Annotated in this window: 14 protein-coding genes; 4 read left to right on the top strand and 10 right to left on the bottom strand. The window is 31.7% G+C overall.

Features of this window, described 5'->3' with window-relative positions:
• The first annotated feature begins 1 nt into the window (after position 1).
• On the top strand, positions 2-571 hold the full coding sequence (locus LNQ49_RS19790) for a cysteine hydrolase family protein (protein WP_229990737.1): 570 nt from the start codon (positions 2-4) through the stop codon (positions 569-571).
• 144 nt (positions 572-715) lie between these two features.
• Here LNQ49_RS19790 and LNQ49_RS19785 read toward each other — a convergent pair whose 3' ends face one another.
• Genes LNQ49_RS19785 through LNQ49_RS19775 form a run of 3 tightly spaced genes read right to left on the bottom strand, consistent with a single transcriptional unit; the run spans position 716 to position 2,478 of the window.
• The gene (locus tag LNQ49_RS19785; protein WP_229990736.1) at positions 716-1,153 is read right to left on the bottom strand and encodes a hypothetical protein; all 438 of its coding nucleotides are present in this window, start codon (positions 1,151-1,153) and stop codon (positions 716-718) included.
• Positions 1,154-1,199: 46 nt separating this feature from the next.
• On the bottom strand, positions 1,200-1,700 hold the full coding sequence (locus tag LNQ49_RS19780; protein ID WP_229990735.1) for a hypothetical protein: 501 nt from the start codon (positions 1,698-1,700) through the stop codon (positions 1,200-1,202).
• Positions 1,701-1,713: 13 nt separating this feature from the next.
• Entirely contained in the window at positions 1,714-2,478 is a 765-nt protein-coding gene (locus tag LNQ49_RS19775) for an MBL fold metallo-hydrolase (protein ID WP_229990734.1), read from the bottom strand.
• Between the two features lie 95 nt (positions 2,479-2,573).
• Here LNQ49_RS19775 and LNQ49_RS19770 point away from each other — a divergent pair, with 95 nt between their 5' ends.
• On the top strand, positions 2,574-4,034 hold the full coding sequence (locus LNQ49_RS19770; protein WP_229990733.1) for a TonB-dependent receptor: 1,461 nt from the start codon (positions 2,574-2,576) through the stop codon (positions 4,032-4,034).
• A gap of 145 nt (positions 4,035-4,179) precedes the next feature.
• Here the strand turns inward: LNQ49_RS19770 and bcp are convergent, their stop codons facing one another.
• The gene (gene bcp, locus LNQ49_RS19765) at positions 4,180-4,632 is read right to left on the bottom strand and encodes a thioredoxin-dependent thiol peroxidase (RefSeq protein ID WP_229990732.1); all 453 of its coding nucleotides are present in this window, start codon (positions 4,630-4,632) and stop codon (positions 4,180-4,182) included.
• A gap of 298 nt (positions 4,633-4,930) precedes the next feature.
• Here bcp and LNQ49_RS19760 point away from each other — a divergent pair, with 298 nt between their 5' ends.
• Entirely contained in the window at positions 4,931-5,608 is a 678-nt protein-coding gene (locus LNQ49_RS19760; RefSeq protein ID WP_229990731.1) for an endonuclease III domain-containing protein, read from the top strand.
• 90 nt (positions 5,609-5,698) lie between these two features.
• Here LNQ49_RS19760 and LNQ49_RS19755 read toward each other — a convergent pair whose 3' ends face one another.
• From LNQ49_RS19755 to LNQ49_RS19745, 3 genes are all read right to left on the bottom strand, one after another.
• The gene (locus LNQ49_RS19755) at positions 5,699-5,842 is read right to left on the bottom strand and encodes a hypothetical protein (RefSeq protein WP_229990730.1); all 144 of its coding nucleotides are present in this window, start codon (positions 5,840-5,842) and stop codon (positions 5,699-5,701) included.
• A 51-nt stretch (positions 5,843-5,893) separates the two neighbouring features.
• The gene (locus LNQ49_RS19750; RefSeq protein ID WP_229990729.1) at positions 5,894-6,478 is read right to left on the bottom strand and encodes an RNA polymerase sigma factor; all 585 of its coding nucleotides are present in this window, start codon (positions 6,476-6,478) and stop codon (positions 5,894-5,896) included.
• 308 nt (positions 6,479-6,786) lie between these two features.
• Complete coding sequence (locus LNQ49_RS19745) at positions 6,787-7,545, bottom strand: glycoside hydrolase family 16 protein (RefSeq protein ID WP_229990728.1); 759 nt, start codon at positions 7,543-7,545, stop codon at positions 6,787-6,789.
• Positions 7,546-7,953: 408 nt separating this feature from the next.
• Between LNQ49_RS19745 and uvrA the strand changes: the two genes are divergently transcribed.
• Positions 7,954-10,746: an excinuclease ABC subunit UvrA gene (gene uvrA, locus LNQ49_RS19740; RefSeq protein WP_229990727.1), complete on the top strand. Its 2,793-nt coding sequence runs from the start codon at positions 7,954-7,956 to the stop codon at positions 10,744-10,746.
• A gap of 7 nt (positions 10,747-10,753) precedes the next feature.
• Here uvrA and LNQ49_RS19735 read toward each other — a convergent pair whose 3' ends face one another.
• The 3 genes from LNQ49_RS19735 to LNQ49_RS19725 form a co-directional block, all read right to left on the bottom strand.
• Complete coding sequence (locus tag LNQ49_RS19735; RefSeq protein ID WP_229990726.1) at positions 10,754-11,053, bottom strand: hypothetical protein; 300 nt, start codon at positions 11,051-11,053, stop codon at positions 10,754-10,756.
• 242 nt (positions 11,054-11,295) lie between these two features.
• Positions 11,296-12,972 carry a mechanosensitive ion channel family protein gene (locus LNQ49_RS19730; RefSeq protein WP_229990725.1) on the bottom strand — a complete coding sequence of 559 codons (1,677 nt, stop codon included), beginning with the start codon at positions 12,970-12,972 and terminating at the stop codon, positions 11,296-11,298.
• An 81-nt stretch (positions 12,973-13,053) separates the two neighbouring features.
• Positions 13,054-14,523, bottom strand: a complete 1,470-nt coding sequence (locus tag LNQ49_RS19725; protein ID WP_229990724.1) for an oligosaccharide flippase family protein — start codon at positions 14,521-14,523, stop codon at positions 13,054-13,056.
• Positions 14,524-14,551: the final 28 nt, after the last annotated feature.

Raw genomic sequence — 14,551 nt, 5'->3', positions numbered from 1 at the left:
AATGAAAATATCTAAACTCGACAATCCGGCACTAATCCTAATCGACATTCAGAAAGGTTTTGACAATATAAATTATTGGGGAGCTGAACGCAACAATTTGGATGCTGAACAAAATGCTGCAGAACTTCTTGAAATATGGAGAAGCAATAAGTTACCGATTTTTCATATACAACATTGCTCCTCTAATCCTCACTCTCTGCTTCATGAAACTAATCCTGGTAATGCGTTTAAAGACATTGTTAAACCAAACCCTGGAGAAAATGTAATCCAAAAAAATGTAAACAGCGCCTTTATTGGTACCGATTTAAAAGAACAACTTGATGAGGCTAAAATCGACACACTCGTTATTATAGGTTTAACAACTGATCATTGCGTATCAACAACAACTAGAATGGCTGGGAATTTTGGATATAATACCTTTTTAATTTCTGATGCAACAGCTGCTTTTAATAAAAAAGGACTAAATGATCAAGAATTTAGTGCCGAGACTATTCACGAAACTGCCCTTGCTAGTTTAAACGAAGAATTTGCTCAAGTAGTTACAACCGATTTTATAAAACAGAATATTTAGTTTGTGAGAGTAAAAGGTTGTTTGTGAAATGGGAACTGCGAGAGGAATTAACGTTTGTACCCAAACATTTTTCAAATAATTATAAAAAGACAAAGGCGAGAAATGATTCTCGCCTTTTATCTATATTTTCTAATACATTTGGTTTTATTCGCCTGTATAAATAATCTTACCTGCTTTTTTAAGTACATAACCTTTCCAAGGAATTAATTCTAAATCTCCATTGATCCAAGGTTCTCCTTCGGCTTTTCGTTCTAACATAATTGTCTCTTTTTGTGTATCTAGAAAAAGCTCGGCTTTGTTTCCATCTTTTTCAAAAATAACATAAGCAACAGTCGAATAGGTTTTTCCATCTTCAGCATGAGATAACTTTGTTCCAACCTCAAAAATTCGAACGCATTCTTTTTTAACCTCTGACCATGTATAACCTGCAGAACCTTTACATCCATGAGCATCTGAATCTCCTCCAACAATAGCGGCTGGTTTTTCTTCTGGAGTTACTTTAGTAGTTTCTTCTTGTGAAACTTTTTTAGCACAAGAAAATGAAAGTCCAATAATAATCGAAAATAAAAATACTTTTTTCATAAGTTCTGTTTGTTAGTTGTTACAATTATTATACAATTCTTAATGTTTATTTTTGATATATCAATGATTGGTTTACTTCAAAAGCTACACTTCCATCCTCATTAATAAAGTATTTCAATAAAACTTCTCCCCACGTTTCTCCATCACTAAAATCAGCAATAATCCATCTGTGGTTTAACACCTTTACTTTGTTGATGATAAATTTATTTATCCCTATTTGATCTTGTCCTGTATATGGATTCCCTTTTGGGTTAGCATTAAGATCCATTAATTTCTCAGTAACCATCGGAATTAGTTGCTCGTACTTAATTGTTTTTGAAGCCGTTTCTGAGTCAAAATAATTTTGTGCGTTTTGATTGTTTTCTAATGAGAAATAGTTGGCATCAATTAGTTTATTCTCTACTAAATCTAAACTATCTCTAAGCTTTTTGGTCGTTTTTACATAACGCTCCTGCTCAAACTTTACTTCTTTACTATAAAACATATAGGTAAAAATATTCATAAGTATCGCAATGATAAATAGGTAAAGTAATAAGGATTTTTTCATTTTTATAATATAATTAAATTGTGATTTCTAAATTATCGTATGCTAGATAAACATTTTTAGGAAGCTTTTTTTGCACCTCTTCATGAAATCCTAAAACATGACTAATATGAGTTAAATAAGCCACTTCTGGCTGAACCAAAGTTATAAAATCTAAGGCTTCTTGCAAATTAAAATGTGTATCATGTGGCTCAACACGTAATGCATTTATCACTAATACTTTTAGATTTTTTAATTTATCAATTTCGGCTTCTTCTATCGTTTTTACATCTGTTAAATAGGCAAAATCATCTATTCGATATCCGAAAACTTGTAAATCACCATGCATAACATTTACTGGAATCGCCATTTTATTTCCTACTGCAAATGGCTCGTCATTGATTACCTCAATTGTTTTTACTGATGGTGCTCCTGGGTATTTATTTACAGTTTCGAATACGTAATCAAAGCGTTTTTTTAAATTATCAATAACACGTTGATGTGCATAAATTGGCATTTCGCCTTGTCTAAAATTAAACGGACGTATGTCATCTAAACCTGCAGTATGATCAGCATGCTCATGTGTAAATAAAATAGCATCTAATTTCTGACAATTACAAGCTAGCATTTGTTGTCTAAAATCGGGACCACAATCGATAACATATGAATGATTGTCCCAACTAATCCAAATAGACACTCGAAGTCTTTTGTCCTTAGCATCAGTGCTTTTGCAGACAGGATGATCAACCCCTATAATCGGAATACCTTGTGATGTGCCTGTACCTAAAAAATATACCTTCAATTGTACTTTATTTTTTTACAAAAATAGGATTAATTATCTTTCATTAGAAGCCTAATTTACTAACTTTGTAACAAATCAGCCATATTTAAAATAAAATGGGTATAGAAATAAAACTTAAGGGCGACAAAGTCATCGCTCAGATACCATCCATAAAAGACAAAGCTCTACGAATTAATCTAAATGAAAATATCTACGGAACCTTTGCAGAGATTGGTGCTGGCCAAGAAACGGTAAGACATTTTTTTAGATCTGGTGGTTCATCTGGAACAATTGCGAAGGCAATGTCTGCTTATGATAAAGATTTTAGTGATGCCATTTACGGAATTGAAAGTGATGGCCGCTATGTTACTGAAGAGAGATTAAAGAAAATGTTAACTCTTGAAGGTCAAATAATCGAAGAACGTCTAAGCAGAGAAAAGCACCCTACCAAACTTTTCTTTAGCTATGCCAATACTGTTGCAACAATCGATTTTGCAAAACAATTTAAAGGCCACGGTTGGGTTGGAATAAGATACCAAATTGAACCTGATGAAGCATATAACGAAATTATACTTCACATTCGTTTTAAAGAAACTGATGCTCGATTACAACAAGAAACACTAGGGATACTTGGGGTTAACTTAATTTACGGAGCATTTTATAAATACAACGATCCTAAGAGATTACTTCGTTATTTATACGATCACCTTGACAAGGATCAACTTGAAATTGACACCATTAACTTTTCTGGTCCTCGATTTGCCGATGTTGACAATCGATTGATTAGTTTACAATTGGTAAAAAATGGAATGACCGATGCGGTAATGTTCAATCCTGAAGGTAAAAACATCCTTCCTGCTGCCATTTTATACAAAAAGAATATTCTTGCCTTACGCGGGAGTTTTCGTCCTGTAACTAAGGTTAATATGGACATGTATGAGAAATCATTAAAAATGTTTCTCGAAGAAAGCAAAGTCGAAAAAGACAATACGCTGGTAATTTTCGAAATCACTCTATCAAACCTTCGTTCTGATGGAGAAATTGATGAACGTGATTTTATGGATAGAGCCGAATTGCTTTGTTCATTAGGTCAAACCGTAATGATTTCGAACTTCCAAGAATACTATAAAGTAGTAGAGTATTTTGCTAATTATACCAAAGCCCGAATGGGATTGGCAATGGGAGTTAATAATCTTGTAGATATCTTTGATGAGAAATACTATCGCCATTTAAGTGGTGGTATTCTTGAAGCTTTCGGAAAATTATTTTACCGAGACATGAAGGTTTTCTTATACCCAATGATTGATGAAGATGGTACAATCATGAACTCTACCAACTTAAAAGTTCACCCTAGAATGAAAGAACTATACAAGTTCTTTAAATTTAATGGAAAAGTAATTGATGTTGCCGATTTTGACCCTCATACCCTTGAAGTATTCTCTAGAGAGGTACTAAAAATGATTAGTCAAGGTAAACCTGGATGGGAACCAATGCTTCCAATAGGTATTGCCGAAATCATTAAAGAACATCACTTATTTGGTTACGAGCCTAATAAAGTTTTAAAAGAATCGAATTAAGTTAAAAAAAAAGTAGCTAAGTTACTGAGGAACTAAGGTTCTAAGGTTTAGATATAATAAAAGGCATCAGTTTTAAAACTGATGCCTTTTTTTGTGAAAGATTGATACTTTAATGATTTGGTTTGCAAACCAACCAACCGCAATCTTATTTCAGTATCTGATCTGCGTGTTCTTTGGTTTTTACTTTTGAAATTATATCTTCTATAATTCCTTCTTCGTTGATTACAAATGTTGTTCTATGGATTCCGTCATACTCTCTTCCCATGAATTTTTTTGGTCCCCAAACTCCAAATGCTTCTATCACTGATTTATCTTCATCGGCTAGTAAAGGAAACGGAAAGCTGTATTTTTCTTTAAATTTAGCTTGTGCTTTTTGTGCATCAGCACTAACTCCCAAAAGGGCATAATTATTTGCTTGAAAACGCTCAAAATTATCTCTTAAATCACAAGCCTCAGCTGTACATCCTGGTGTACTTGCTTTTGGATAAAAGAAAACTACTAATTTTTTTCCTGCATAATCAGCTAATTTATGTGTATTCCCGTCTTGGTCTGTTCCTGAAAAATTTGGTGCTTTATCTCCTACTTGTAATGTTGTCATATTTGTTGAATTATTGGATTATTAGACTTTCTTTAATAACTAAACTTCATAGATTATCAAGTCAACTAGTTTTTTGAATATAATTACAAAAATACTTAATACTTAGATTATTTTGCCCCAGATTGTAGTGAAAACCCCAGAATTGTGATAGCCTACATTTTTTGCATTAGTAAAGCGACCAACGGAAGCTCTTACGGATGCTTAAAAATATTGCTATCGTAATGAGGAGTTGTAACTGAAAGCTGGATTAGGCTCATCATGAAATTTGTACTATTTTTACGGGATTAAATTTACGGAAATGAATAAACAAGAAAGGGTAACTTTTGTTATAAATACGTTAAAAGAATTATATCCAACCATCCCTGTGCCTCTTGATCACAAGGATCCTTATACTTTATTAATTGCTGTATTGTTATCGGCTCAATGTACTGATGTACGTGTGAACCAAATCACTCCTTTATTATTTGCAAAGGCGGACAATCCGTATGATATGATAAAAATGTCTATTGAAGAAATTCAAGACATTATTCGTCCTTGTGGTTTATCTCCTATGAAAGCCAAAGGAATTCACGGTTTATCACATATACTTATTGACAAACATGGTGGTGAAGTTCCTCAGAGTTATGAATATCTGGAAGAGCTACCTGCAGTTGGCCATAAAACAGCGAGTGTAGTTATGTCACAAGCCTTTGGCGTTCCTGCATTTCCTGTAGACACTCATATTCATAGATTGATGTACAGATGGAATTTATCTAACGGAAAAAATGTGACTCAAACTGAAAAAGATGCTAAACGTCTTTTTCCTGAGGAAATTTGGAATGATTTACATCTAGAGATTATTTGGTACGGACGAGAATATTCGCCTGCCCGTGGTTGGGACCTTGACAAAGACATCATTACAAAAACGATTGGAAGAAAATCAGTTATTGATGATTATAACGAAAGTCAAGCTTCTAAAAAACAAAAAAATCACTAATTGCATACTGCACTTAGTGATTTTTTAATCAAACGACCAATTTGATTAATTCATTTACTTTCAAAACATCCGACAACTGTTGTGGGCTGTTTAATTAGCTATAATCTCAAAACTCTTATCGTCTATTTTAACTACTGTTAATGCTTGTGAGTAGCTTAATATAAAAGAAACAACTTCTTTGTTGGGTTTCAAGTTTGTAGTAACTGTTGCTTTTTTTGAGTAAATTTTTGCCATGCTAATAATTGTTTATTTATATAACAACGGCCTATAACTCAATTTAGTATATTAATTAGTTAAAATAATTTGATGTTTTTCTATAATTTTTCTAATATTCATCAGAGCATATCTCATTCTACCTAGCGCTGTATTAATACTAACACCAGTTACTTCTGAAATTTCTTTAAAGCTCATATCCTGATACATACGCATTACCAATACTTCTTTTTGATCACTTGGAAGCTCTTCTATTAGCTTTTTCAAGTCTACTTCAACTTGATCTACAATCATTTTATTTTCGATTGTTAGTGTATCATCTGACATAATAGAGAATATTGAAAATTCTTCGGTTTCTCTATACATTGGCATTTTCTTTGTTTTTCGGTAATGATCTACAATTAAATTGTGTGATATACGCATTACCCAAGGTAAGAATTTACCCTCTTCGTTATATGAGTTGCTTTTTAAAGTCTTGATTACTTTTATGAATGTATCCTGAAATATATCATTTGAGATGTCTTTGTCAGCTATTTTTGAATATATAAATCCATAAATCTTTGATTCATGTCTTTTTATCAATGTTGACAAAGCACTTTCGTTACCTTCAACATAGTTCTTCACCAATAGAGCATCAGGAGTTTGCAGATTAGCCATAATATACTACCTTTTAGTTTTAATTTGAAATTTGGGCAATTATCTAAAAAAGTAATTTTATGTATAGGCTACTGGTTTTTAAAGTGTTAATTAATTGTTCAAATTTAACAAATATTTTATTTAAAAAGCAAATTAAATTAAGAATAATTACCACCAAATTCTGAAAAACATTAAAATAAAGTCAGCAATTTCAAGAAAAAGGATAAAAAACAATAAATTTCCCCTATGTTCTTAACAGTTAAAAAATAAATATAAATCACAGATAATAAACCATTTACGATTTAACATCCTTTTTATGGCATCCTTTATTACTGATATACTCTAATATAATCAATGATAAAATCCTGTGGAAAAATGGTATCATCTACCTCTGGTCCTCCTAGATTTCCTCCAATAGCAAGATTTACTAATATGTAAAAAGGTTTATCAAAAGGCCAAACATCTTCATTTTTATCTTTTGGATTGAATGTATACACTAAGTCCTTATCTACAAAAAAATCTATTTTATCTTTTGTCCACTCAATTGCAAATACATGAAATCCTTTTTCGATATCAGGAAAAACTGTTTTCTTGGTATTAATTGTATTCCCATGACTATCTTGGGTGTGCAATGTAGTATAAACCATATGTGGATCTTTACCTATATATTCTAAGATATCGATTTCACCGCATTTTGGCCATTTTACTTGATCAATATTCGCACCAAGCATCCAGAATGCTGGCCACAGACCATAACCGAGAGGCAATTGAGCTCTTGCTTCGATTCGTCCGTATTTAAACTCTTTTTTCCCTTTGGTAGTGATACGTGTTGACGAATACACATTGCCTTCTTTTCTTGCTTGAATGATTAATTTCCCAGCTTTTAATTGATGGTTTGTTTTGGTATAAACTTGTCTTTCGTTATTTCCCCATCCACATAAATTAGGACAACCATCTCCTAGTTCGTAATTCCAAATCGTTTCGTTTAAGGTTTTATCATTAAAATTTTCTTCCCAAACCAGTTTTCTTTTTATCTGTTGAGCAAAACTAAAATTCGCTATTAATAATAGGATTACAATTTTCTTCATTATTATTTGTCTATTTATCATCAAAAAAAGAAGTTCAATAAAGTCCCTCTTATTCTAACTAATTTAATCTTCTATAGTACTGATTTATTATCACATACTCAAATTTCACTGCAAACTGACACGAAAGTTAAATTTATGCTTTCTATAAAATTTACTCTCTTTGTAAAATTGAAAATTAGAAAAAAAACACTTTTCAAATAACAACTTTCTTTTATAAAAGATCAACAATTCTGCACATCAAAAAATATAATAATTTTTAAAATATAGGATTTTCTAGCAAACAAGAATTTATACGTTATTATGAAGTTTAAAGCTTCCTAAAATAAGTTTCTTTTTAGATAAATTGAAATTTATCCTTAACATAACTCAATTGAAAATTGCTTACTTTTGTGGAAATTGATTTTTTGTATGCAAATTGACCTTTCTACACTCGACCCAAAGAAAAATATCATCATTAAAGGTGCTCAAGTACATAATTTAAAAAATGTAGATGTTGCCATTCCAAGAAACAAACTTGTTGTTATCACTGGGCTTTCGGGCTCCGGAAAATCAAGTTTAGCATTCGATACTTTGTATGCTGAAGGTCAACGTCGTTATGTAGAAAGTTTGTCGTCGTATGCACGTCAGTTTTTAGGTCGTTTAGACAAACCAAAAGTCGAATACATCAAAGGAATTGCTCCTGCAATTGCTATTGAGCAAAAAGTAAATACTACTAATGCTCGTTCGACAGTAGGAACTTCTACTGAGATTTACGATTATGTGAAATTACTTTTTGCAAGAATTGGTCGTACGTACTCCCCGATTTCTGGTCAAGAAGTCAAAAAAAATACCGTTACCGATGTTGTTACTGATGTAAAAAGCTTCGAATTAGATAGTAAGTGGCTACTTCTTGCTCCTATTCATCTTGAAAAAGGAAGAAAATTAGAAGAGAAACTTAATGTTTTACTACAACAAGGATTTGCTCGTATCTTAATTGATAACGAGATGGTTCGTTTGGATGAATTTGCAGCTTCGCTTGACTCAAAAAAGGATCAGGATATTTTATTAATTATTGATAGAATCGTTGTAAAGGAAGAAGAAGAATTTTACAATCGTCTTTCAGATGCTGTTCAAACTGCTTTCTTTGAAGGGAAAGGAATTTGTTTTTTACAAGAATTAAAAACCAATAAAAGATTCAGTTACTCTAATAATTTTGAGTTGGACGGAATTACATTTTTAGAACCTAATCCTCATTTATTTAGCTTCAACAACCCGTATGGTGCTTGTCCAGCCTGCGAAGGATATGGAAATATTATTGGTATCGATACCGATTTGGTCATTCCAAATACTTCTTTATCTATTTACGAAAATGCTATTTATCCTTGGCGTGGTGAAAGCATGAGCTGGTTTCGTGATCAATTGGTTAATAATTCCCATAAATTTGATTTCCCTATACATAAACCTTACTTCCAATTAAGCGAAGAGCATAAAGAACTAATCTGGAAAGGAAATCAATATTTTGAAGGGCTAAATGATTTCTTTAAAGAACTCGAAGAGAAAAATTATAAAATACAAAATAGAGTAATGCTTTCGCGTTACCGTGGAAAAACAAAATGCCATGTTTGTAAAGGAAAGCGCCTAAGAGTCGAAGCTTCTTATGTGAAAATAAATGGCAAAACTGTTTCTGATTTAGTCGATTTACCAATTCAACATTTAGTTACTTTCTTCAATGAAATAGAACTTAATGTTTACGAGAAACAAATCGCAAAACGATTAATGGTCGAAATTAATAATAGATTATCCTTTTTGACTGAAGTAGGATTATCTTATCTTACCTTAAATCGAAATTCTTCGACGCTTTCTGGAGGAGAATCACAACGTATCAATCTAGCAACTTCTCTAGGAAGCAGCTTAGTTGGTTCTATGTATATCTTAGATGAACCAAGTATTGGTTTGCACCCAAAAGACTCTGAACGATTGATAAAAGTATTACTTTCTCTTCGTGACTTAGGCAATACCGTAATTGTAGTAGAACATGATGAAGACATCATGAAAGCTGCTGATATGATTATAGATATTGGTCCTGAAGCAGGAACCTTTGGAGGTGAACTAGTCGCTCAGGGAACCTATGATGAAATATTAAAATCATCTTCATTAACAGCTAAATACCTCAATGGTGATTTAGAAATAGCTGTTCCTAAACACCGCCGAAAATCTAAAAACTATGTGCAGGTTATTGGTGCACGAGAAAATAATCTTAAGAACATTGATGTCACATTTCCATTAGATGTTTTAACTGTAATTACTGGAGTTTCTGGTAGTGGAAAAAGTACACTTGTTAAGAAGATTTTATTTCCTGCTATTCAGAAAAAATTAGACAATGCTGCCGAAAAAGCAGGTCAGTTTACCGAAATAAAAGGTTCTTTTTCACAAATAAAGCATATTGAATATGTAGATCAAAACCCTATTGGAAGAAGCTCTCGTTCCAATCCTGTTACCTACATAAAAGCTTATGATGATATTAGAGAGCTATACGCCAAAGAGAAACTATCAAAAATAAGAGGTTATCAAGCCAAACACTTTTCTTTTAATGTAGATGGCGGAAGATGCGAAACCTGTAAAGGAGAAGGCTCTATTAACGTTGAGATGGTCTTTATGGCTGATGTGCAATTACCGTGTGAAACTTGTAGCGGAAAACGCTTTAAGAAAGAAGTTCTAGAAATTACTTTTGATAATAAAAACATCAATGACATTCTTACAATGACAATTGATGATGCTATTAGTTTCTTTTCTACAAACAACCAAACTAAAATCACTCAAAAACTACAACCTCTACAAGATGTTGGTTTAGGATATGTACAATTAGGTCAATCTTCTTCTACCCTTTCTGGTGGTGAGGCACAACGTATTAAACTAGCTTCCTTTTTGGTAAAAGGAGCAACAAAAGATAAAGCTTTATTTGTTTTTGATGAACCTACAACGGGACTTCATTTTCATGACATCAAGAAATTATTAGCTTCATTTGATGCGTTGATTGATAAAGGACACTCTATAATTGTAATTGAACACAACCTTGACCTTATAAAATGTGCTGATTGGATAATCGATTTAGGCCCTGAAGGTGGGGAAAATGGTGGAGAATTATTAGCTGAGGGTATACCTGAAGATATTGTAAAGATAAAAAAATCTATAACAGGTATTTACTTAAAAGAGAAATTGTAACAGTAACTTATTCGTGGTAACATTTATCTTCAAAAGGGATTCCATCTTCATCGATGGCAACCAAAATCCTTTTGTTTTTAGATGATTCTATGGTTAAATACAACCAAGCTATAGACCACAGCCCAAATGTTAGGCAACAAATAAGGAAATTAAAACTATGATCGACCACTCTTTCTCCTTTTGATAAAACTGCAAAAAGCATTTCATCATTTCTCTCTTCTAAAATAAAACCATTGTGGATTTTATTTGAAATTATATTTGAGAACACTTGTAAACTTTCTTCTTGCGTAAATTGTGGGCTTTTCATAATCGTAAATTAAAATTATTTTTAGCTATTTACTTTAATAATTTATTCTTGGAGTAATTCAGAAGGCAAAATTAGTTCAGAATAATAAATTAAACAATACCCACTTTTAGTGATTTTACAATTAGTCTTTCATCACAAAAGACTAAACGAAATCAATTCACTAATACAGAGCGCTATACCGAATATTTATTACATATTAACAGTTATTGCTTTTATAAAAAACTAATACCCAGAACAATAAATCACTTCTTATTTTTTATATTAAACGCTGGAGTTTCATAATTATTATCCAAATAATGCTCTGGAATAGTTGTATTATTTCCATCTCGAAGTGCTTTATAATGTGGCGACATTATCTCAATACCAGCTTCATTAAAACTATCCTGAATATTTTGATGCAACGAAGAATAAATTAATGGCTGTTTTTGAGGCTCTTTGGTATACGCATTAATTTCATAGCACACATAAAAATCATCCAAACCAGTTTGCAAAACAAATGGAACTGGAGTACTTTCTATAAAATCTGTTTTTGAAGCAGCACTAATTAATGCTTTATGAACATCTGGCCATGGCACATCATACCCAATAGTAACGGTAGAATGAACAACCAATCCTTTAGCATCCTCTTTTGTATTTGCCGAATAATTAATTGATGTACTCGATAAGACAGTTGCATTTGGTATTGTAATGTCTTCAAATTTTGGCGTTCGTATACGTGTGACTAAAGCCGTTTTCTCTATCACTTCCCCACTCACATCACCTATTTTTATAAAATCTCCTATTTTAAAAGGGCGCATATAAGTAATAACTAGCCCAGCAACCATATTGGCAATTGCGTTTGATGATCCCAATGAAAACAAAATCCCTACAAAAACAGAAACCCCTTTAAATACAGGTGAATCTGAACCTGGTAAGTACGGAAAAATAACAACCAACATAAAGGCATACATTAAGAAACGTATGATATTAAATGTAGGCTTTGCCCAATCACTATAAAAACCATTTATATTAATATTCCCTTTATTAATCTCATCTACAAAAAACTTAATAACTTTTAAAATATATTTAAAAATAAACACAATTACGATTATTGTAAACAAATTAGGCAGGAATGCCACAAAGCTCACGACAGCTAATCTTGCAGGTGTAAGAACCCAATGTAGTAAGGTTGTTGTGTACTTTTCTGTTCCTGGAAAAATGCTAAAAAGGACTGGTAATGATAAATAGACTATCAGTATTAAGACAAAAGTCTTGATAATACCAATTAATCGCATTGCTAAAAAAAGCTGCTTTTGCGGACTGAATATATTAATCTCGTTGTACTTAAATCCAGTAAAATATTTTTCTTTGTTTCGGGATAAATAAAGTCTTGCTTTATTAAAAAACCTCCCTACAAAGACCAAGATAAGACCAAGAATCAATATCAATAAAGCGGTGAGTCCTAATCGTTTTGGTAGCAATGAATTATTCTCATTCTGAAAAAGAATAGCCTTCTTTATTGCTGTAAGATTGCGATTTGCAACAGCAGTTGCTGGCATATTTTCTGATTTTGCATCGGCATCTAAAATTGCCATTATTACAAAATCTTTCTCATAAATAATGTCCAAGCTTACATCCGAAGAAATAATTTTTAGAGAATCGGCAACAAAAAAAGCATTCTCATAGAGTTTTTCAATTCTATCTGAAATAGCTTGAGCTCTGCTTTCGGCAGAAAACGAACCTACTTTATTATAAACATAAAAAAGAGTGTCTTTAAAAGGCGTAACTGGATACCCTTTTAAATTAACCTTAGAAATAGAATCAGTATGATTGCCTTGATCATTTTGATTTTCAACATTGTTCTTTCCTTTTTGAGCAAAACCTACCTGAAAAATCAAAAACAAGGGAATAAACAACAAAATAATTATTCTCTTTTTCATATTTGTATGTAATAAAACCACAAGCGGCTTAACAAATATAAAACAAAATGAATCACTTTTTGTTTCCTACATTACTTCTTACTAAACTTTAATTCCTAGCTTATTTAAGAAGTTATTTATTACTTGGTTTATTTCTTTAGAAATAGCAAACTTATAATTTAAATAGACATACAAAATTGTCACCAAGATTGATTTTAAACTAATTCCAATAAGGGGATAAAAAGGAAATTCCCAGAAATAGAACAATAAAAACAATACAAATGTAAGTGCAATTGAATATAATGTCTGATTGGTAAATGGATATAAATGCAGTCGCTTAACCACAAAAAGTAATTTAGCTAAGCTATATAATGTAATAGATAACAAAGTAGCAAATGCAGAACCTTTGATTCCGTATATAGGAATAAAAATCATGTTTAAAACTACAGTTAAAAAAACTAACAGCAATCCTAAATACAATACCATTCGATAGTATTTTGTATTAAAAATAATTGCATTATTATTTCCTAGAATAAGATCAAAATACTTAGATAATCCAATCATGAATACAACCGCAATTCCTCCGCCATATTCTTTTGGAACCAACTCATATAATTGATTAATATTTACAAAAATACAAAGCATTACAAATCCACCAACTATCTGCAAATTAATAGATGTCTTTTTGTACAAATCATTCAATTCATCATATTTATCATCATGCATCAACTTAGCGGTAATAGGATACACAATTTGATGCATTGCACGACTCGGAACTGAGATTACTAATGCAATATATGTTGCCACTGAATAATAGGCTATGTTCTCAATCTTCATATATTGATTAAGCATAAGCTTATCTCCATCCAAGAGCAAATTGGCTACACTTCCTGACAGAATAATAAAAAAAGTATACTCCATTACACTTTTTACATTTTCAGGTATTGTGATTTGAAAATTCGGCTTTTTAATACTGAAAGCATAAAACATTGTTACAATAAAAGCGATAAAATAAATTCCTGCTGTTATATATACAAATTGAATTAATGTAATCCAATGAAAATACAATCCCACCAATGCTATCGATGAAAACAATCTCAAACCAACTTCTTTAATAAAATTACCAAAAACGGAATGCATATGCACTCTCGCCCAAGCATAAAATATTTCGAAATAAGCCATACAAATTCCGATAAAAGGAATCAGTAAGATAAACTCTTTTACAACTGGATTTTTCTTCGACACAAAAGCCGTTATGTCATCAAAAAACAAAAAACCTATAATCCCTAAAGGAATACACATTAAGACAGGAAACAGTGCTGTAAAGGATAAAAATTGCTCTCTTTCTTCTTCTGTCTTATATTGAGAATAAAACTTGACTAATGTATTTTGCATTCCTATAGCAAACAAAGGCATTATTACATTTGCAGCAGAAAGGATATAATTTGTTAAAGCATAGTATGTCGCGCCAAGATAAACTGGATACAAATAAAGCGTGTTTATAGCACCAATACCAAAACCAATATATGTTATGATAGTATTTTTAAAAGACTGATTTAAGACTATGCCCATTGAAGGTATTTATATTTTTGAAAATTTA

The sequence above is a fragment of the Flavobacterium pisciphilum genome (assembly GCF_020905345.1).
In the GTDB taxonomy this organism is placed as follows: Bacteria; Bacteroidota; Bacteroidia; order Flavobacteriales; family Flavobacteriaceae; genus Flavobacterium; species Flavobacterium pisciphilum.
This window is presented reverse-complemented; position numbering and strand designations above follow the sequence as displayed.